This is a genomic window from Heyndrickxia sp. MSNUG (genome assembly GCF_049532715.1).
Classification (GTDB): domain Bacteria; phylum Bacillota; class Bacilli; order Bacillales; family Cytobacillaceae; genus Mesobacillus.
In genome coordinates, this window is the sequence record NZ_CP150978.1 from 2,610,917 (window position 1) to 2,630,951 (window position 20,035).

The 20,035-nt window shown below is 39.4% G+C and carries 23 protein-coding genes and 1 riboswitch; of the genes, 10 read left to right on the forward strand and 13 right to left on the reverse strand.

The window, feature by feature from the left end:
- Positions 1-11: 11 nt before the first annotated feature.
- On the reverse strand, positions 12-1,553 hold the full coding sequence (locus AABM38_RS13070; protein WP_423406827.1) for an HD domain-containing phosphohydrolase: 1,542 nt from the start codon (positions 1,551-1,553) through the stop codon (positions 12-14).
- A 158-nt stretch (positions 1,554-1,711) separates the two neighbouring features.
- Between AABM38_RS13070 and AABM38_RS13075 the strand changes: the two genes are divergently transcribed.
- Together AABM38_RS13075 and AABM38_RS13080 are read left to right on the forward strand one after the other, a co-directional pair.
- Positions 1,712-2,401 carry an aspartate/glutamate racemase family protein gene (locus AABM38_RS13075; protein ID WP_423406828.1) on the forward strand — a complete coding sequence of 230 codons (690 nt, stop codon included), beginning with the start codon at positions 1,712-1,714 and terminating at the stop codon, positions 2,399-2,401.
- A gap of 41 nt (positions 2,402-2,442) precedes the next feature.
- Positions 2,443-3,210, forward strand: coding sequence for an alpha/beta hydrolase (locus AABM38_RS13080; protein ID WP_423406829.1), 768 nt, complete (start codon positions 2,443-2,445; stop codon positions 3,208-3,210).
- A 17-nt stretch (positions 3,211-3,227) separates the two neighbouring features.
- Here AABM38_RS13080 and AABM38_RS13085 read toward each other — a convergent pair whose 3' ends face one another.
- From AABM38_RS13085 to AABM38_RS13095, 3 genes are all read right to left on the reverse strand, one after another.
- Complete coding sequence (locus AABM38_RS13085) at positions 3,228-3,698, reverse strand: PaaI family thioesterase (RefSeq protein WP_423406830.1); 471 nt, start codon at positions 3,696-3,698, stop codon at positions 3,228-3,230.
- 130 nt (positions 3,699-3,828) lie between these two features.
- On the reverse strand, positions 3,829-4,191 hold the full coding sequence (locus AABM38_RS13090; RefSeq protein ID WP_423406831.1) for a cyclic-phosphate processing receiver domain-containing protein: 363 nt from the start codon (positions 4,189-4,191) through the stop codon (positions 3,829-3,831).
- Positions 4,192-4,420: 229 nt separating this feature from the next.
- Positions 4,421-5,764 carry an FAD-dependent oxidoreductase gene (locus tag AABM38_RS13095; RefSeq protein ID WP_423406832.1) on the reverse strand — a complete coding sequence of 448 codons (1,344 nt, stop codon included), beginning with the start codon at positions 5,762-5,764 and terminating at the stop codon, positions 4,421-4,423.
- A gap of 366 nt (positions 5,765-6,130) precedes the next feature.
- Between AABM38_RS13095 and AABM38_RS13100 the strand changes: the two genes are divergently transcribed.
- The gene (locus AABM38_RS13100; protein WP_423406833.1) at positions 6,131-6,733 is read left to right on the forward strand and encodes a methyltransferase; all 603 of its coding nucleotides are present in this window, start codon (positions 6,131-6,133) and stop codon (positions 6,731-6,733) included.
- 48 nt (positions 6,734-6,781) lie between these two features.
- Here the strand turns inward: AABM38_RS13100 and AABM38_RS13105 are convergent, their stop codons facing one another.
- Complete coding sequence (locus AABM38_RS13105) at positions 6,782-7,702, reverse strand: aldo/keto reductase (protein ID WP_423406834.1); 921 nt, start codon at positions 7,700-7,702, stop codon at positions 6,782-6,784.
- 136 nt (positions 7,703-7,838) lie between these two features.
- Here AABM38_RS13105 and AABM38_RS13110 point away from each other — a divergent pair, with 136 nt between their 5' ends.
- Positions 7,839-8,333 (forward strand): PaaI family thioesterase, encoded by a 495-nt coding sequence (locus AABM38_RS13110; protein ID WP_423406835.1) that lies wholly within the window; start codon positions 7,839-7,841, stop codon positions 8,331-8,333.
- Between the two features lie 74 nt (positions 8,334-8,407).
- Here the strand turns inward: AABM38_RS13110 and AABM38_RS13115 are convergent, their stop codons facing one another.
- Positions 8,408-8,917: a hypothetical protein gene (locus tag AABM38_RS13115; RefSeq protein WP_423406836.1), complete on the reverse strand. Its 510-nt coding sequence runs from the start codon at positions 8,915-8,917 to the stop codon at positions 8,408-8,410.
- A gap of 239 nt (positions 8,918-9,156) precedes the next feature.
- Between AABM38_RS13115 and AABM38_RS13120 the strand changes: the two genes are divergently transcribed.
- Positions 9,157-9,924 carry an SDR family oxidoreductase gene (locus AABM38_RS13120; protein ID WP_423406837.1) on the forward strand — a complete coding sequence of 256 codons (768 nt, stop codon included), beginning with the start codon at positions 9,157-9,159 and terminating at the stop codon, positions 9,922-9,924.
- 36 nt (positions 9,925-9,960) lie between these two features.
- On the forward strand, positions 9,961-10,674 hold the full coding sequence (locus AABM38_RS13125; protein ID WP_423406838.1) for a nucleotidyltransferase domain-containing protein: 714 nt from the start codon (positions 9,961-9,963) through the stop codon (positions 10,672-10,674).
- Positions 10,675-10,721: 47 nt separating this feature from the next.
- On the opposite strand, the gene AABM38_RS13130 is transcribed toward AABM38_RS13125, so the two are convergent.
- On the reverse strand, positions 10,722-11,183 hold the full coding sequence (locus AABM38_RS13130) for a hypothetical protein (protein ID WP_423406839.1): 462 nt from the start codon (positions 11,181-11,183) through the stop codon (positions 10,722-10,724).
- Between the two features lie 13 nt (positions 11,184-11,196).
- Positions 11,197-11,613, reverse strand: coding sequence for a hypothetical protein (locus tag AABM38_RS13135; RefSeq protein ID WP_423406840.1), 417 nt, complete (start codon positions 11,611-11,613; stop codon positions 11,197-11,199).
- Positions 11,614-11,896: 283 nt separating this feature from the next.
- Positions 11,897-11,939, forward strand: a riboswitch (PreQ1 riboswitch).
- A gap of 56 nt (positions 11,940-11,995) precedes the next feature.
- Between AABM38_RS13135 and queC the strand changes: the two genes are divergently transcribed.
- From queC to AABM38_RS13155, 4 genes are read left to right on the forward strand one after another with little or no spacing between them, the layout of a single operon-like run.
- Complete coding sequence (gene queC, locus AABM38_RS13140) at positions 11,996-12,649, forward strand: 7-cyano-7-deazaguanine synthase QueC (RefSeq protein WP_423406841.1); 654 nt, start codon at positions 11,996-11,998, stop codon at positions 12,647-12,649.
- 2 nt (positions 12,650-12,651) lie between these two features.
- The gene (gene queD / locus AABM38_RS13145; protein WP_423406842.1) at positions 12,652-13,128 is read left to right on the forward strand and encodes a 6-carboxytetrahydropterin synthase QueD; all 477 of its coding nucleotides are present in this window, start codon (positions 12,652-12,654) and stop codon (positions 13,126-13,128) included.
- The gene (gene queE, locus AABM38_RS13150; protein WP_423406843.1) at positions 13,121-13,846 is read left to right on the forward strand and encodes a 7-carboxy-7-deazaguanine synthase QueE; all 726 of its coding nucleotides are present in this window, start codon (positions 13,121-13,123) and stop codon (positions 13,844-13,846) included. The genes queD and queE overlap by 8 nt, the downstream gene beginning before the upstream one ends.
- Before the next feature lie 19 nt (positions 13,847-13,865).
- Positions 13,866-14,405, forward strand: coding sequence for a VUT family protein (locus AABM38_RS13155; protein WP_423406844.1), 540 nt, complete (start codon positions 13,866-13,868; stop codon positions 14,403-14,405).
- 55 nt (positions 14,406-14,460) lie between these two features.
- Here AABM38_RS13155 and AABM38_RS13160 read toward each other — a convergent pair whose 3' ends face one another.
- The 5 genes from AABM38_RS13160 to AABM38_RS13180 form a co-directional block, all read right to left on the reverse strand.
- Positions 14,461-15,093 carry a hypothetical protein gene (locus tag AABM38_RS13160; protein WP_423406845.1) on the reverse strand — a complete coding sequence of 211 codons (633 nt, stop codon included), beginning with the start codon at positions 15,091-15,093 and terminating at the stop codon, positions 14,461-14,463.
- A gap of 17 nt (positions 15,094-15,110) precedes the next feature.
- On the reverse strand, positions 15,111-16,490 hold the full coding sequence (locus tag AABM38_RS13165; RefSeq protein WP_423406846.1) for a selenium-binding protein SBP56-related protein: 1,380 nt from the start codon (positions 16,488-16,490) through the stop codon (positions 15,111-15,113).
- 307 nt (positions 16,491-16,797) lie between these two features.
- Positions 16,798-17,781, reverse strand: coding sequence for an ABC transporter permease subunit (locus AABM38_RS13170; RefSeq protein WP_423406847.1), 984 nt, complete (start codon positions 17,779-17,781; stop codon positions 16,798-16,800).
- Positions 17,778-18,704 carry an ABC transporter permease subunit gene (locus tag AABM38_RS13175; protein ID WP_423406848.1) on the reverse strand — a complete coding sequence of 309 codons (927 nt, stop codon included), beginning with the start codon at positions 18,702-18,704 and terminating at the stop codon, positions 17,778-17,780. The genes AABM38_RS13170 and AABM38_RS13175 overlap by 4 nt, the downstream gene beginning before the upstream one ends.
- A gap of 375 nt (positions 18,705-19,079) precedes the next feature.
- Positions 19,080-19,913 (reverse strand): SDR family oxidoreductase, encoded by an 834-nt coding sequence (locus AABM38_RS13180; protein WP_423406849.1) that lies wholly within the window; start codon positions 19,911-19,913, stop codon positions 19,080-19,082.
- Positions 19,914-20,035: the final 122 nt, after the last annotated feature.

The following is a 20,035-nucleotide window of genomic DNA, read 5'->3' on the forward strand; positions in this document are numbered from 1 at the left end:
TTAATGATAATCTAATTAATATGTTCAATATATTCTTGAAATTGGGCATGAGAGACAGGCTTTTCTTCAAAGACTCCTTCACGCATCAAATCTATAAATAATCTTGAAAACACAGGATCCCATTGGACGCCTTTGCCTTCTTCAATAATTCCCAGAGCTTTATCAAAGGACATGCCTGTTCGATAGGGCCGGTCAGAGGTCATCGCATCAAATGCATCAGCAACTGCTATTATCCTCCCAAACAGCGGAATCGCATCGAAGGCTAGTCCCATTGGATACCCTAACCCATCGTAACGTTCGTGATGATACATCACACCTTCAATCACCAGGTCCATCTCTGAGAACCCTTGTACTTGCTTTATAATATAAGCACCTATTTCAGGATGTTTTTTTATTTTGGCGAATTCATCGTCTGTAAGTTTTCCGTCTTTAAGAAGTATACCATCAGGGATGCCTATCTTGCCTATATCATGGAGGATGGCTGATTTCTTCAAAAGTGATAGATTATTTTCCGAAAGCCCGTACTGTTTTCCTATTGCCAGTGCGTATGCCGTTACTCTTGTAGAATGTCCAGCAGTATAGGGGTCTCTTGCATCCAATACCGCAGACAAGCTCTCAAGGAAACTCTCAAACATTAATTGCTTCTGTTCATCCCGATCCTTGATCGCCTGTACCATATGATTGAAACCGTTGACTAGTCCAGCAAATTCATCTGAATACAGATCCTGTGTCATTGTTAAGTGGCCCTGTTGTATTTTTTTCATCGATTCTTGCAACTGTACGATTGGCTGGTGGACATCTAAAAATAATAGCTTTGCTCCGAAATAAGCAAAAACCAAACCTAATAGGATGATAAAAAATGCCCAACTCCAGTAATTTTGGGCTGACTCTGCCAAAATATCCAGCTTCACCTGAGTTGCAAGCCCAAACAATAGAATAGGAAAAACAGTGATATAGAGAAAACTCAACTGGAATTTTCGCTTTATTGACATGACCAGTTTTCCTTCTTGGGAGAGGGATTTGTTATATTGTTTCTTAGATATAGCAGCCATTTCGCTCAGCAATGGCTGGATTGCTTTTATCGTCAGGAAGAATTCAATGATTGCATGCATTCCTGCAACAAGGACTGCACCAATGACTGCGAAGAAAATATAAATATACGGTATATGCAAAAGATTGTAACGAATAAAGAGGATGCTCAATAAAACCGCCGGAATTGATAAACCAAAGAGATGAGGTCCCATAATCCGTCTGAAGGTCATAATTGGAAAAAGATGCAGTTTTCCAAAGGCAAGCTTTAGACTTGCCAGATCTTTTTGATCATGTTCGAATACTTGTGAAATTGGTTTTATATCTTTGGAGAAGGCTCGGTATTCAATTAATGCCATTGATATAAAAGAACTCAATAAAATGATTCCCATATAATAGAATTCTGTTATTGATAGTGTTAGAGTAAAGAAAATAAAAACTCCTCCAACTCCCAGAACAGCAAGTGTTGAGCCAAATAGATAATTATGAAATAGCTTTTTCCTAAATGTTAAAAATGCTTCCACACGCCTATCTCCTATAAAAGAGTATTTTTGTTAATTATTAACTAGAGTCCAATTTCTGTAAAGAAGATTTCCGAATAAGAGTATTAATTTCAAGAGGATTATCGCGTAATCGTAGCGAAATCTTGTAAATAAATCTTTTTTGAAGGATGGATCAATGTATGAAGACCATTGGATTGATAGGCGGAATGAGCTGGGAATCTTCCGTTGAATATTACCGGATTATTAATGAGGAAATAAAAAAAAGGCTTGGCGGGCTTCATTCTGCTAAGTGCATATTGTATAGCATGAATTTTGAAGAAATTGAAAGATGCCAGTCACAGAACAGGTGGGATCAGGCTGGTGAAATCCTTGGGGAAGCGGCTGTAGGTCTTGAACATGCAGGAGCTGATTTTATTGTAATCTGTACAAATACCATGCATAAAGTAATCGACGTGATTCAAAAGAAAACGTCACTCCCTATTCTGCATATTGCTGACGAAACTGCTGATGAAATCCTAAATCAAGGCTTGAAAAAGGTTGGGCTGCTTGGCACTAAATATACGATGGAGGAGGATTTTTATACATCAAGGATTAAAGACCAAAATATAGACATTCTCATTCCTGATGAAGAGGAAAGGTTGACAATCAATCAAATCATTTTCAATGAATTATGTCTTGGAAAAACCGTTCAATCATCTAGAGAATACTTTAAGGAGGTCATACAAAAATTAGTCGCCGAAGGGGCAGAAGGGATTATCCTAGGCTGTACCGAAATTGGTTTGTTAATTAAACAAGAAGATGTTGATGTACCATTATTTGATACTACACTGATTCATGCTCTTGGTGCTGTTAATAAAGCGTTAAGTTAGAATATTTTTACCAAATCAATAAAGGAAATAGGAGGTACTTCATGTTTGAGCATTTCGAAGTAAATATATCTACATTGGATAGAAAAAGAATGGTAAGGGTTTACCTGCCAAAGAAATACGATGAAAATAAAGAAAAGAATTATCCCGTGCTTTATATGCATGATGGTCAAAACTTATATAAAGATGAAGATGCAAGCTACGGTATGTCATGGGGTATTTCTGATTATCTTGATAAAAGTGATATAGAAATCATTGTTGTCGGTATTGATTGTAATGATGGGTATAAAAGGCTTGATGAATATTCTCCATGGTCAAGCTCTGAAATGCGGAACATTTTCGCACCTGAATTAGATGGGATCGGCGGAGAAGGGAAGCAGTATGTCGAATACATAGTAAATGAGCTGAAACCCTTCATTGACGAAAAGTACAGGACAATTCCTAATGAATCCTCGATGGCTGGCAGCTCAATGGGTGGCTTGATTTCTACATACGCGGCGTGTAAATATCCAAATATATTTAAAAAAGTTGTATCAGTTTCTTCAGCTTATTGGTTCACACAGGAGGAAATTGAACAGCTGATAAAGGATAGTAATTTATCATCCATAGAAAAATTTTATCTTGATGTCGAAACAAATGAATCCTCAGGTTCAATCGACAGCCTACGGTATATCGAATCGAGTGAATCAGTATATTCCTTACTGAAAGAGAAAGTTAAAGATATTAAATTTGTCATTGCCGAAGGTGCTGTCCATAATGAGCTGGCATGGCGTGAACGAGTACCTGCTATTTTTAAATACTTATTCGAATAAAAAAAAGGACCAATTGTTTATTGGTCCTTTTTGCTACTTCCATTCTCTACTGGCACAAAATAACTCTCCTTGCGGTAAGCGACGGCTTCCATCGTAGCGATTAATTCTCCATTGCTCTCCACATGGACTTTGTACCAGGCTGTTCGGTAGTTCTTTTTTTCTTCAGTGGCCGAGGCGGTAACTACAGAACCTAATTTACCAGCTGCCATATAATTTACTGTTGTTGTAAGTCCCACAGAGATTCTTCCATAAGAGTTACAGGCAGCCTGAAACACAAAATCAGCCAGGGCAAAGGTAACAGCTCCATGAAGTGTTCCATGCATATTAAGCATATTGTCCTTCACTGACAATTCTGCCAACGCTGAGCCTTCACCAAGGTCCACTAGTTTTATGCCCAGTGATTTCGCGTACGAATCTTCCTGCAGCATTTTTTTAATTTCATCCTTGTATTCATGATGAATTTCAGTTTCGTTCACCTTATTTTTCATTTTTAGCCCTCCACGTTTTTTGTATCAATTCGATATCCGGAAGGGTGAATCCTTTAAAAAACAAATAGAAACTTAAATGTAATTATCCAAGGGAGCGTAAAAGGACGGAGGGATTAATCTTAATTTATAATTATTTGTAGTTTAAAAGCATTCGTGAAGTAAATGAATGGAGGGGCAGCGGCCGTAAAGTAATATTTATGGAAAGGGGCATATCTGAATGATGCTGAGCATCTTTAAACCAATTGTACATTGCTTTTCCACCAACCGAATTGGCTGAATGAATGGTAATGCGATTTGCAAAGAGCTTCTCATCAACCATGATTTTAACCAGCAGTAAACCATTTCTGCTTGGGCTAACCAAGTCGTGATCCAAAGAGAGGTGTTCGATTTCAAAATTCTTCAATAGGGACAAACATTCATCTATTGTTTCTGCCAATACGTATCCTTCTGGCGGTTTACGATAATCATCCAAGAAAACATTAATCTTTTCCATTCTTATTCTCCTTCCCTAAACAGGGGGTGACTAAGAAAAGTCTGTAAACCCTAGATTCATGTGTTCTCTTAACCCTAACACACTTTTAGACAAATGGATACATATCGACTTGGGAAAACGTTCATTTTTTTACTTTATTCTCCTTGATCCCTTAATATTCTAAGAATTTTTACAGGGTTCTGAGGTTATTAAACAGACACCGCCGTATTGGTAACGGTGTCTGTTGTTGTCAGTTGTTCTTTTTATTCAGAAAAGGTATAACACTGTAAAGAATTGAAGGTTTAAATAAACTTACAGGATGAGCCTTTAAGTGTAGGACATTCATGAACTGTCTATATATTTTTTCATTATGTGAACATGCCAGCACAACATTTTTAACATACTTTTGAAGTACGGAAAGTCCGATTGGTTTTTCACCGGATGTATGTCGGAACCTAAAATCTTCAGTCAAAGCAATCAGCCATGGGACCTCAATGATCTTGCTGATTTTACGATGGAAATCTTTCGTTAATTTTTCCTTTGTCTTGTATGTCTTGAGCATCTTTCTCAATATTACTGCTTCCATGGCTGCAATGCTCATGCCTTGCGCAAAAACAGGATCGATTCTGCAAAAAGAATCTCCCATCACAAGCAAACCAGCAGGGAATTGCTTCAATTTATGATAATGGTACCTGCGTAAAGCAGGGAAACGATAAATCTGAATACTTGATTCGGGAACAGCGGTTTTTATGGCTTCATATAAATCAGGTTGATCAAGATTTTTAGCGTACTGCAAAAATGCTGAATGGTCACTAGGCAACGATTCAACTCCATAGCCTAAGAGAGTAACTAAGTGGCGACCTCCTTCAATTGGCGAAATAGTACCGCCGCTGCTCTGCTTTGGAGGATTTGGATAGATGAGAAGGCTATGCCAGTTATTTGCTCCAACCCCAAGTTTCCCAAAAATCATGCTCGCGTAAAATAAATCAATGTTTACTTCTGTTTTCTTTGGCTTATTAAAGCCCAACTGTTCCAGCCAATTGGACGTTAAAGAAGCAGCACCTGATGCATCTATTACTAGATCACCAGGAAGATCCCATTGCTTGCCATCATGTTTTTCTACAGTTAGCCCACTAATTTCTTTCTTTTCATTTAGAAGAAGCTTTTTTACTTTACATCCATACCGAAAATCAATGTTTGGAATTTTCTCCAAGCTTTTTTGAATATGACCTTCGAGAAAGGGGCGGCTTTGCTGGATAATTGACAACCCAGAATGAAACCTTTTTTTCTTCCAACCATGATGAAACCATAGTAAATCTTGCGCAAAATCAGAAACAGTTGATCCTTCCTTAACCATTTCATCAATAATCCCCGGAAATAATTCTTCAAGTATTTCTTCTCCGCCCTTTAGTAAGACATGTCCCTGAGATCCTTGTGGCACTCCTTTGCGTAAGGTATTACTGTCGATTTTTTGATCTTTTTCTAATACAATCACTTCTTCAAAAAACTCAGATAATACCCTTGCTGATAGCTTCCCAGCAATGCTTCCACCAATGACAATGGCTCTTTTTCCTTCTATATTGTTTAATGACATCCCCAAACCCCCGCACACACACTCTATGTAACTCTAGCTTTTTAATGTTCCTTTATTGATTTATCTATCATGCAGTAATAAAGAGTTTATAGTAATATTACTAACATAATAGGGATAATTTTACCTAATGGGATGTAGAAAGGAAAGACTTTCAAACATAATAAAAGAGTTTCAGAAAGATATAGGATGGAAAATAAACGACGAAAATGCATGGATTCCCAGATGAATAATTACATGCCGCTAAAGACAGAAAGCGCTGAGGCAGCATAGGAGTTAAGCTGCAGCAACTACCAAATTGTTTATGTGGTATAGTTTTTAAGAGGTCGGTAGAGGCTATCCTACCTAACCATTGATAGGAGTTTTTTTATGTTAGAACAACATTTTGATAAGATACTGAATGTCAGAACGACTGGAGATCAGAAAGGTTTTAATACGTCTCTGCATTACCACAAATATGAACCAACACCTTATGCCGCATTGGAATCTTTCTTCAAGGATTTTCATCTCAATGCAAATGACACAATTGTCGATTTTGGATGCGGTAAGGGAAGGTTAAACTTCTTTCTTAATTACCTTTTTAACACCAATGTAATTGGAATCGAAATGAATGAGGCTTTTTATTACAAAGCAATTGAAAATAAAGATCGGTATTTGAAGTATCACAGAAACAGAGAAGAAAAAATTCATTTTGTTTGCAGTCTGGCTGAGGAATATAAAATCAGGCCATCAGAAAATCGCTTTTATTTTTTCAATCCTTTTTCGGTACAAATTTTTATGAGTGTGGTTAAAAACATCTTGCTTTCTATCGAGGAAAACAGCAGGGAAGTAGATATTATCTTATACTACCCATCAGAGGATTATATTTACTATCTGGAAACACAGAGCCCTTTTACGATGGTAAAAGAATATAATCTGCCTGACCAGAATCCGAATGAGCGTTTTTTGGTGTACCGCCTGTCTTTTGAATAAAGGTATAAAATAACTTAGCCCCAGTATTTGTTACTGAGGCTAGGTTTGTTATTTTCTTGTATTTTGCGGATGGTCATCATTTGCCAGTTCGGCTGCTTTCGCATTCAATTCAACCTGCTCAGGAGATTTACACCCTGGAATTACGGCTGTTACGGCAGAATGTTTCAAGCACCAAGCTAACGCCCAGGTAGCCATCGGTATTTCATGGGGTACTTCCGTCCGGCTTATTTCTTCAACTTGCTTTAAAAGACTCGCTGTTTCTTCAAAATCATGCTTTGAACGAACATCGTCACTTCTAAAAACGGCACCTGGCTTGTACTTACCGCTCAAATAACCGCTGGCAAGCGGGACCCGTGCAAGCACTCCAAGATTTTGCCTTTCGCTAGAAGGAAAAATCTTATCCTCAGGCTTTCGATCGAGCCGATTATAAACAACTTGAATAGCTCCCACATTTACATTAGATGCGTGATCTGTTTGGTAGCTTTCTTCATTCGACCTGAGGGAGATTCCAAGGTGACGTATTTTCCCTGCCTGTACCTGCTTATCAAGCATCGTCCAGAGCTCATCGTTGTTAAATTCTTCATCAGTACAGGAATGGGCCTGATAAAGGTCTATGTATTCCGTTTGTAAGGATTTTAATGATGCGTCTAGCTGAGAGAGTACATCGCTTGCACTCCAATGTCTAGTCCGGTCAAAATTATTGTGAAAATGGTGACCGAATTTCGTAGCCACAATCCATTCTTCACGCTTGCTCCGGCTAAGATAGTCCCCAATCAGTGATTCAGATAGGTGATCTCCATAGCACTCTGCAGTATCAATGAAATTGATTCCGGTTTCGCTGCCTTTATTTAAGATGGCATCGACCTCATATTGAGTAAATTCCTTTCCCCATTCACCTCCATACTGCCACGTACCAATCCCAACGACCGATATGTCCAAATCCGTTTTTCCTAACCTTCTGTACTTCATCCTATCACCTCGTAAAAGTATATAGATCAATCATAACATGAGTTCATTTATTGCTGAAACTTTACGAATTTTAAAGGATTCTGCCATCGTAAGAAGAATTACTAAAGATTGGGATACTGAAAGAGGGGGAATGAATTTGGAAGAGAAAGTGTTGATAGCAATACAAGATGATTATCCTGAAGACTTTGCATGGTGCTATGGCTGCGGCAGAATGAATGAACATGGACATCACTTTCGAACCGGCTGGCTTGAAGACAAAACGATGACGATTTACGCTCCAAAACCAGAGCATATGGCATTGCCAGGCTATGTTTACGGAGGGCTGATTGGGTCACTGGTAGACTGCCACGGAACTGGCTCAGCGGCTCTGGCACTGCACAGGAAGAATGGACATGAGCCAGGGGATTCAGCGGAACCGCCTAGATTTGTAACTGCTTCTTTACACGTTGATTTCCTGAAACCGACTCCGCATGGTACTGTTTTGAAAGCAATTGGCACTGTACAGGAAATCCACCCTAAGAAATTTAAAGTAGAAACAGAGGTATTTGCAGGAGATATGCTTTGCGCAAGGGGAGAGGTTGTTGCTGTTGTGATGCCCAGCAGTTTTACGGCAAAGGAGCAGCATAACTAGACTGTAGTTGTTATGTTTTTGTAGATTAACCCAAAAAACCCAGAATATTACATTCTGGGTTTTCTGATCCTCTATTATTTTACGGGTTCTAACAAAGAAGTAGGCAGATATCCTTCATCACTAGATTCTTTCATTTTTACCTTCGTACGGCGTATGTCTCTTTCAAGGATTTCAACTTCACTATCTTGTTTAATTTCTTTCACCTGATTTTCACTCACGATTTTATCAACACCATCAACGTCGTTTACCTCTATCAATTTATATAATTCGTCATAAGCTTCTGGAGTCAGCGCCAGATACGCATCCGTTTGGACGATTGCGTTATCACCTTTTTGAAGAGTACTGTCTTTAACTTCTTGCTCGCTTTTTTTATAAGTATCCTTCATATTCTGGATGATTACTGGTGTTTCCTGTTTAATTTTCTCCGCTGCTTCTTTTGTTTTTTCACCTGTTACTGCAGCTGCGTTTTTTGTTTCTTCTTCTATTTGTTTTGCACTTTGCTCTGCATCTTCACTGCTGCAGCCTGACCCGATCAGGATAGTCAAACTGAGGGGAATAGCCAGATATCTTATAGAAAAAGGCATTCAAAATATCCTCCTTTTCATGTCTGTTCTTTTTAGTAAAATACCACTCGCTTCTTTATATGAAACATTCATCCTTTTCCAAAAATAATCACCTTCAACAATGTCCTGTTCAATCGAATGCATCCAGGCTACTTATCATATTGTTCAGTTTGCTCAATCCTTATTTTCGTATCGACAAAGTATGGCAGTTTTATAATAATTAAGATAACAATCTGTTTTTTTGAAGGTGAGGTAATAGCTTGAGAGAGAATAAAGTCGCAATTGTTACTGGCGCCAGCCGATTGAAGGGTATTGGTGCTGCAATATGTCGCGAGCTGGCAGCTGCAGGCTTTGATATATTTTTTACTTATTGGACTGAATATGACAAAGAAATGCCCTGGGGTATGCTGAATGAAGAACCACAGGAACTAAAAGATGAACTTGACAAGATGGGTGTGAAATCTTTCTGTATGGAATTGGATTTGACCAAGGAGGACTCACCACAAAAGCTTATTGAATCACTTACTTTAGTTGGGCGACACGCGGATGTTTTGGTGAACAATGCGGCCTATTCTACGAGCAATGACTTTACCAATCTGACACCAGCAGAATTGGACCGGCATTATTTAGTCAACATTCGGGCCACAACACTCTTGAGCATTGAATTTGCAAGGAAGTTTAACAAAGGTACTGGCGGAAGAATTATAAACATGACATCGGGACAATTTAAAGGTCCCATGCCAGGAGAGCTTGCATATGCCACAACAAAAGGAGCAATCGATGCATTGACGATAACTTTATCGGCGGAATTGGCTTCAAGGGGCATAACCGTAAATGCTGTCAATCCAGGCCCAACCGACACAGGATGGATGGATGAAGAGACAAAAAAAGCACTGTTGCTGAGGTTTCCATTTGGGCGAGTAGGAAAGGCTGAGGACGCAGCAAAACTGGTTAAATTCCTGGCAAGTAAAGAGGCTGATTGGATTACTGGTCAAATTCTTCATTCAGAAGGTGGATTTTTAAGATAATGAATTATTTAATGTGGGATTAGAGGGGAAAGAAGCATGGATACGCAAATCATACCGGCACCTATCGAGGCTGCAAAGAGATTTATTAAAGATCGTTTCCCATTATGTGATGCCGCACTGCTTGCAGGCAGTGTAGTCAGGGGGGAAGCAACACCAACCTCAGATTTAGATATAGTGATTTTTGATTGTAAAGTGAAGTCACCTTACAGGGAATCATTAAGAACATTTGGCTGGCCAGTAGAGGTTTTTGTCCATAATCTCCATTCGTATAAAATATTTTTCGAAAATGATGCTAAAAGGGCAAGACCAAGCTTGCCAAGGATGGTATCTGAAGGAATAGTTCTCAAGGACAGCGAAATATTGCCAGCGATCAGAGAGGAAGCAGCAGTCATAATCGAAAATGGGCCTGAATTGTGGACAGAAAAAGAGATTGAAATGAAGCGCTATATTATTACAGATACACTTGATGATTTCATCGGCTCAACAAAAAGAGCTGAAGAACTCTTTATTGCAAATGCCTTGGCTGATCTTTTACATGAGTTTGTGCTAAGGACAAATAAACATTGGATTGGAAATTCAAAATGGATGTTCAGGGAATTAACCAAATTTGATCCACACTTTGCAAACTGTTTTGTTCAAGCCTTTGACAACTATTATAAAAATGGAGAAAAAAATCAGGTCGTCGAACTTGCAGACTCCATTTTAGAACCGTTTGGAGGTCAATTATTTGAAGGGTTTTCGATAAAGTAAACAAAAGCAGCCAAGCAGGCTGCTTTTTTCTTTATATTTATGAGAATTCAAGCCCTGAAAGAAAATAGAAGCAGGAATGCAGTTATTCCTTGGACACATATGCTTAACAGTGCAAAGAAAATAATGATTTGCTGTTCTGAAAGAATCGTTGAAGGCAACCCGCAAATAGCGGGATTCATGACAACCGCACCTGCCATTGTACCCATAATCGCACCAATTCCGCCATTATAAATTCCCGCTATCAATGTTTGTGCATTCAACAGCGAGCCAAACAGCCATCCTATTCCTATTCCCAGCAATAGATTGAGCAGACCAGTTATTTCAAATTCAGCAGGAAAAAGCAAAAAAAGGTTCAAAGAGGCAACAAGACTTAATGTGCTGCTGGAAGTCTTAACCGAGATATAGCCAAACCTGTCGTTGAATAATAACTTGGACTTACTCAGTACAAAATATAGCCAAACACCGAAGGCAACATTAATAAAAGTGGTAGAAATTAAGATGATTTGCATTGGAGACCTCCATCTAACCCCTGTAGGCAAAGGCAGCCACTAAGCAAAAGCTGCTTATGATAAATATTTCGATCATCAACAAGAAAAGAATTCCCTCAGAGGCAGCTGCTCCGATCATTGGAGCTATAATTCCCATCATTAGTCCGTTAATATACCCGGTCAATAAGGTTTGGTAGTCAAATAGGTTGCCAAAGAAGATGCCAGTTAGACTTCCAATTATCACTGCAACAAGGGTAGCCTCAAGAAAATACAATGGATAAAGATTGATGAAAATGAGCCCGGTACCAAGTGCCATTCCTCCCCCGGCAACCATGGCGATATTCATCCCCAAATGAAAACCGATTTGCTTCCTTCGATTGTAAAGGTAAATATACAAAACGTATGCTGATAAAAAATTCACTGGATAGAATACTACAATCCATTCCGGCATCAAATATCACCTCACGTTCAATGTATGCAGAATGGATCCAATAGTGTTTCAACACTTCTCCATTTTCAATAGTAATTTGGCTGATTTTTTCCCGTACGAAATAGAAAAATTTCAGACTCCACCCCTTTTAATTGTTGTTTTCCAATATTGTGTTGAAAGGAGGGGGTTTTTAGAAAAAACAGTTGAAATAAGAAAATATAAAGAAATTCAGAATAAAAAAAGCTTCCCAATTATAAAATGTATGATAAAATAAATTAGTTCAAAATCATATAAATCCGTCTTTACGGAAGAGGTTCTAGCTACCCTCTCAAAAAAACTAAGGATAAACAGTACTGCTGTCTTAGTAGTGCTGTTTTTTTCCGTTTAAAAGGAGATTTTTAGAATGAAAAATGAAAAAGCTGTAGTTGTTTTCAGCGGCGGCCAGGACAGTACCACTTGTTTGTTCTGGGCGAAGGAGCAATTTGCAGAAGTAGAAGCGGTAACCTTTGATTATAACCAGAGGCACCGGACAGAAATTGATTGCGCGAAAGAAATAACGAAAGAACTCGGAATCAGACATCATATTCTTGATATGAGTCTGTTAAATCAGTTAGCACCTAATGCACTGACAAGAGATGAAATAGAAGTGAAGGACGGGGAAGATGGAGGCTTGCCGTCAACCTTCGTACCAGGGAGAAACTTATTGTTTATGTCTTTTGCAGGTGTGCTGGCAAGCCAGGTAAATGCCAAACACATCGTGACTGGTGTTTGTGAAACAGACTTCAGCGGATACCCGGATTGCAGGGATATTTTCATTAAGTCGTTGAACGTCACATTGAACCTTTCGATGGACGAGAATTTTGTCATACACACGCCTTTAATGTGGCTGAATAAAGCGGAGACTTGGAAGCTCGCAGATCAATTGGGTGCTTTTGATTTTGTCCGAACCAAAACCTTAACTTGTTATAACGGCATCATAGCTGACGGATGCGGAGTCTGCCCGGCCTGTCTATTGAGAAAAAAGGGGCTCGATGAGTTCCTGGAAGGAGCTGTTTAATCATGTTCGGTTTTCGTATTGTAGAGCAGCTACAAAAAATAGATCAGGATATTAAGAGAGAACAGTTAAAATATCATTCAAAACGTGTGCTTGTCAGCAAGGAGTTCACCTTTGATTCTGCTCATCACCTTCATGCTTATGAAGGGAAGTGCAAGAATCTGCACGGTCATACCTATAAAGTTATTTTTGGGCTGAGCGGCTTTGTCGATGAGCGCGGCCTGATGATCGACTTTGGCGATATTAAAGAAATATGGAAATCAAAAATTGAAATCTATCTTGATCACAAATACTTAAATGAAACGCTTCCTCCGATGAATACAACTGCCGAAAATATGGTGGTATGGATTTATGAAAAAATGGCAGGAGCCCTTTTAGAAAGACAGGATCTATATGATGGCGCCAGAGTGGAGTTCGTTCGCCTTTATGAAACTCCTACAAGCTATGCCGAAGCGAGACGGGAGTGGATGGAGCTTGAGTAAGATACCAGTTATCGAAATATTTGGCCCCACCATCCAGGGTGAAGGGATGGTTATCGGCCAGAAGACCATGTTCGTGCGAACCGCTGGCTGTGACTACTCGTGCGCATGGTGCGATTCTTCTTTTACATGGGATGGGTCGGGAAAAGATCTGATCACGCAGATGACCGCCGAGGAAATTTTGGCGCATTTGCAGTCGCTTGGCGGCGAAGGCTTTTCATATGTAACGATATCAGGCGGAAACCCAGCTCTCTTAACCAATTTATCTAGTTTGATTGCTTTGCTAAAAGAGAAAAACATTAAAATTTGCCTGGAGACCCAGGGCAGCAGGTGGCAGGATTGGTTTTTACAAATCGATGAACTTACACTTTCCCCAAAACCGCCAAGTTCAGGAATGATTACAGATTATAAAATTTTGGATACTATCATTGATCGTGTTCAACATCAGACAGACCAAAATGTTAGCTTGAAGGTCGTTGTCTTTAATGATGCTGATTATGAGTACGCCAAAACAATCCACATGAGGTACCCGGAAATTCCATTCTTTTTACAGGTTGGAAATGATGATATTACTACTGCAGAAGATGAGAAGTTAGTTTCAAGCTTACTTAATAAATATGAATGGCTTGTTAATAAAGCAATGATGGACCATGACCTGAAGAACGTCAGGGTCTTGCCCCAATTGCACACGTACATCTGGGGAAACAAAAGGGGAGTTTAGATTAATAGGAGGGTAGAAGATGAGAATCTTTTTTTATTTAATTTCGATCATTACCGCAAATGTTATAACCGCGGCCTTTGCGCCGCTTCACTTAGGAATGTTCATTGTGCCAATGGGAACATTGCTCATTGGTGCCACATTTATTTTCCGTGACCTTGTCCAGAATAAATATGGCCGTGCCATGACGTATCTATTCATCGGTGCAGCACTTGTACAATCAGCTATCGTATCTTACATTCTGGGAGATACACTTTTAATTGTATTTGCTTCCGCATTGAGCTTTGCCGTAGCGGAAACGACAGATACTGAAATTTACACAAGGCTGAAGCTGCCAATGAGCTGGAGAGTATTTTATAGTGGTTTGGTTGGGGGACTGCTTGATTCCGTTATCTTTGTTGTTATTGGCTTAAGCCCGATCGGAGCAAATTTCCTTCCTTGGGAAGCAGTGCCTGCAGCCATCTTAGGACAGGTGATTGTGAAAACGCTCATTCAGGCAATTGGCGCGATGCTGTTGAACCCTATAAGCAATATATTCAACAATAAAGCTGTTTCAAATTAAAATGACAGAAGGTGCTGAATGAAAATTCAGCACCTTCTGTCATTTTATCTTACAATCAATGAATATGTTCTTGCCCCATACCTCCGCCCATTACGAATAATAAAACACCAACAGCAATTAATAAAATAGCCCAGACCAATTCGAAATTGACTAGATACTTTTTAAATTTGGCTATTCCTAAATGATAGACTGACAGGGAAATAACAGTCATGGAAGTTAACATAACCATTTCATGCACGATCCATAATGGCACAAGGTCCATGATGCTTGAAGCTTCAAGAATAAATGGTGCAAATAAGAGCCCTGATCCATGTGTGGATGAGGCCAGGAATGACCAGAGGATTAGCTGCCCATAACCTACATTCAATCCGCCAGCCCACTTGAAATGGCGGTAATACCGAAACAGCCTGTATATACCATAAATAACGATGAATGCAGCTATAGATAAGTGAACAGTGCCAGCAGGCAAATGGAAACGTGCAAATGTCTGAGCGGCAATAACAAGCCCGTCTCCTAAAATTTGGCCTGTGGCAATTGGAATGATTGCATAAAACAAAACACGTTTTTGACTTCTATGAATGGCTAAAAAGACTGCGAATAACCATCCCATTGCAGGGTTAATGCCATGAAATGCACCAAGGAGAGCGGCTGCGGCCATCTGGCTTTTATATGAAAATACACCTTCCAATTGTATTCACTCCCGCTTCACGGATAACAAAAAGTGTCGGTAGAACAATCTCCGCCTTCAAGCCTGATTTGGTGAGCTCTCATTCCTTCGAACTCAATTAGAAAGTCTGAATCTATTTCCATGCCACCCTCAGGTTTAATGTTCACTTTTACCATAGCTCCATGGATTCCATCAGGATAAAATTGTTCATCCCACGCCTTATAAAGGGAGTTAGTAAAATAAGCCCGCTTCCCATCCCGGCTTAATTCGACCATCTGTGGTCCTCCTGTGATTTGCTTACCAGATGGGTGGGGGAAAGGTGTTGCTATGCCGCCAATTTTAACAGTATCAATATGTTTAGGGTTAAATGGATCGCTGACATCATATTGAATTAATTCTCCAGTTCCCCAACAGCTCACATATAAAAATTTGTCATCAAGCGAAAGGACCATATCCGTTACCAATGGTGGAACAGCTCCAATATCTTTTAAAGCAGGAGGAAGCTGGTCAGCTGGTGTTGGGACTGCCGGTATTTCTATAATTTTCTTTGCCTCCCACTTCCCGTTTTCTCGATACCAGACCCAGATGGAACTCGCTAGATTCGTTACATCGACAACCACGCTTGCAAAACCATATGTCCTGCGGGGATTATGGGCAGGCCTCAATTCAAGAACCATTTGATGCTGGTCTCCAAAATCAATTTCCTGAATATGGCTTCTGGTGCGGCTATCAAAAAAATGTATGCTGTGACCATATTTCCTTTGCAGCAGTGCGTCCAGGTTCAATCCATTTTCAAATAAATCCGGAGTCGCCCAACCGCTTGATACAGTCACATCATGAGCAATATGCCACCAGAAATCATATGCATAGTGCTGTGGACCCCGGTCCATCTCCCAGGCACCCAATACATTAAAATTGAAATGATCAAGAAGGAGTATGCCGCCAGGTCCGCCATTACCTTCGGCTGCACCAAGGGCACTTATGAAAATTCCTTCTGGACCACAGTGGACCGTGTGAAGGCGGCTGTAACCAGTCCGTTTTTTAATTTCTTCAGGCTCAATCGTTTTGATGATTTTTGGTTTTCGGGGATCAGGCTTTGTATCAGCTATATATATACGTGAGGAACGGATCCCGGGAAGAACTAAGTACCTCCTTTCCAACTGTGGATGAAAAGCGGTTGGGCACAGCGCCGAGCTGCAGGCATTCCAGCCGAAATGGTGAAGCTCATCATCCCCAACACCAGGTAAATCAAGTTTATAAATGAGTTTTCCGTAAGAAGGAGAAGCGGGATCAAGGTCAACAACACCAATTGCATCTGGATCTAACAATGCTACATAAGCTAAGTTTTCGGGTGGTGCATCCATAGCTGAGCGGGGAGAAGGATAAAATGAGGGATCAGTACCAAATAATTTAGTCACAGATGAATCATCCTTTCTTGTTGGCAGTAAAGGAGAACACTATAATTTATTTGAATCCCTATGGTTTTAGTCGCCTTTTTTTTGTGGACTGCCAGTTTTTTCTTATTAAGAATGAGCAGTTCCAGATAATTATGTCTTTTAATCCCTTAATGTAATCCAATATACAATTTAAAACTCAAAGAAAAGATGCCATGAAATGTTAGATAATTAACCGATGACAACTTCATCCGAAAACTAACTATCGGTGCGAAAACAGCCAATAAAAAAAAAGGGGCATTAGACCCTTCTTTTAAAATATAAAGGTTGTTTAACTGCTAACTCCTTTTATCCTGGGAAGCTCTGGTTTCCTTATTTTCTTTTTTGATGGTGATTTGGAAACCATTTCATTTTCACCTTCCATATTATCGACTAGTTCGTTTTTTATGATTATAATCAGCAGGAAAATAATCAGCAAAACTGTCAGCGAGCTTAACGCGATATATGATGCATACTTCAGCCACCAAAAATTTTGTCCTGTAAGTCCCGCTAGTTCGTTCGTGATCGACTTTTTATAATGGGTATTATAAAATGTTTCTTTATGTGGTCCCCCAAGGAAAAGAGAGAACATGGCAAGACCCATCAGAATTTGCATGGTTTGGAGGATTTGCTGTACAAACAATAATGCCAGTTGAGGTTTAAGATGGGGCAATATTTGCTTTACTATGATATGCCATTTGCTGCCTCCTAATAAATAGGAGCTTGTTACAAATGACTTCGTTTTTATTTCCTTAAGAAAATCCGTTGTAAAGAAAAAAACAGTAGGAAACCCTAATACGAATAGGACAATCAACTGATACTCAACTTTTACGATAACTGGAACATCATTGTAACCAAAAAGGTATCCATTCATTAAAAACACGCCGGTCAGAAGGACTGGTACGTACTGAAATGGCAGGAAAAATGCTTTGATAAAAGGTTTTAAAGCAGGCATCCATGTCTCGACCAAGATTCCCATTAAAGTACCAATTGCTACTCTAAGAAAAGAGACAACAACAAGCGCAGCAAATGTATATTTTATTCCATCAATAATTAACATCAAGTTATCCCGTCCATCACGGTCTGTACCCAGTAAGAAATCTTTACTCGGAGGGTAGGGAGGGGCCTTTAATGTTTTCCCATTCTCATCCTTTAGTTGGTGAATCATGGTTCGATAATCTTCAGGACCAATATAGTCATATAAGACGCTGGCAATAAGCATCACCAGGAGAATCGTTAAAGAGATTTTTGTTTTTTTATATGATTTTAGCCTCATAGCTGAATTTCACCTCGTTTTTTGACAACAGTATATTTAACGATCATTCTGACCAAAAATTCAAAAAGAATGACAGGGGTGATCAACATAAAAATCGTGGATAACAGCAACACAATTTGTTCACCCAAAAACACCTGGTCTAATAAGATTGAAGTAAACGCTTGTTCATAATAATACATAAACTCTACCAAGACTAGATTAGAGAGCAACATGTAAAGAATCGACCTGAATTTGAGTGTGAAAACAGGAAGCAAATTTCGCAACATGTGAACAATATACAGATACCCTCTCGACAGCCCCTTGGATAAGCCCACTTGAATATATAATTCCTCCTCTTCATCCCCCATGGCCTTCAAAAGAAAGACCCCAAATAAAATTGCAGGCAGAAATGAAATCACGATGACAGGAAAAGCTATAGGCTGATTGGAACCAAGTCCGTACATCTTAAAAATTTTCATATTATATTCCTGATAGAGAAAGATATTCAGCATATTAATTGCAAAAATAAACATAAGGTCAGGGAGTCCCTCGAATAAATCGAGGAATATCCTCAGCTTTCTCCTTAATTTAAAAGTTGACAACATAATAGTAAAAGCTATAATACTGCCCACAACAATAATAATCACAAGGGAAATACCAAGGATCGTATAGGAATAAAAATAACCATCCAGCACTTGTGAATTTGTCATATAATCTGATATGCTTTGTAACTTGAAATCATTTAATTGGCTAAGGACTTCTTTAAATTGCTTATAAAATCGATTGAAGGACAAGCCTAAATGTTCGCCTTGCTTTTTCCCTAAATCGAATAGTGAGACGAAAGATAGAAAAAATCCTATTCCCAAAATAAATGTTGCGAATAAAAACAGGTAATACGCTGCTTTGCGAACCGCTGCAAATAACATCAAAATCCCTTTTTTCATATGGATGAACTCCTTTCAGACTTCTTTAAGTTCTACAAAATGGTAAAAAAAACCTTTTTTAGTGATAAAAAAACTCCATTCTGGTGAATGGAGTCAGATTGTAGACAAACTCGATTAGAGCGAGCTTGTCTACAGTTTTATCTTGAATGGGAAGTATAATAGGTCTGTTGATTTCCGTTCCAGGCGCTTCGCTTTCCGCGGGGCTGGCGCTGAGCCTCCTCGTCGCTTCGCTCCTGCGGGGTATCACCTGTCCAGCTCTAGCCAGTAGGAGTCTACGCGCCTTCCACTCCAATCAACAGGTTTTCAATAACGATATGTGACCTATATCTTAGTCGACAAGCTGACTCCATTTTTGTGAATGGAATTTTCTTTATACTATCTATAAAGTTTTTTCATGACAATTTTCTTAATCGTTTTCCAGGGCAGCAGTTTTTTTAATAAAATGGTTTTGGCAACACCTTTGCCGATAGGGTATCTCAATTCACTTCTACCGTCCACATCACGAGCAATTCTTACAACCAGGTTGGCAACCTCCTGGGGATCTCCATATTCAGGTTCACCACTCTTTAATTCATTCATGATCGCTTCCTTATAGTTTTCATATGGCGATTGATCCTGTAGTTGTATAGTTTCAACGCTTGACCAGATATTCGTTTTATAGGACCCAGGCTCTACCAGTACGACATCGATACCAAAAGGTTTGAGCTCAAGTCTTAAACTTTCACTGAATCCTTCTAATGCATACTTTGAGGAGACATACGCGGACAGTCCAGGAAACCCAAACGTGCCGCTTATACTGCTCATGTTAATGATTTTCCCGGATCCTAGGGCACGCATAGAAGGGAGGACTTCTTTGGTGACAGCAACTGCCCCAAAGAAGTTTGTCTCGAACTGCTGGCGGTAAGCTTCGATTGGGAGTTCCTCACAAAACCCACCCTGAGCGAAACCAGCATTATTCACTAACACATCCACTGATTGTAACTCCTGCACATATCCACCAAACTCCGCTATAGAAGCCTCTGAAGTTACATCGAGCGTTACCACATGTATTCGCTCCTTGACATTTCCATCTGCTGCTAGCTGCAGCAGACTTTCCGCTTTACTTTGATCCCTCATTGTCGCATAAACATAAAACCCGGATTTCGCTAATTCGATGGCTATCAGCTTACCAAAGCCGCTTGATGAACCAGTTACTATTGCATTTTTCATTTTGTACTCCTCGCTGCTTTAGCCTTTTAAATATATTTTACATAGAAAAAAGTGGATTGCACTATTCATGCATGTATTTTTATCTGCTAAAAGGAAAGACTGTTCTGTTGTGGATTTTCCTA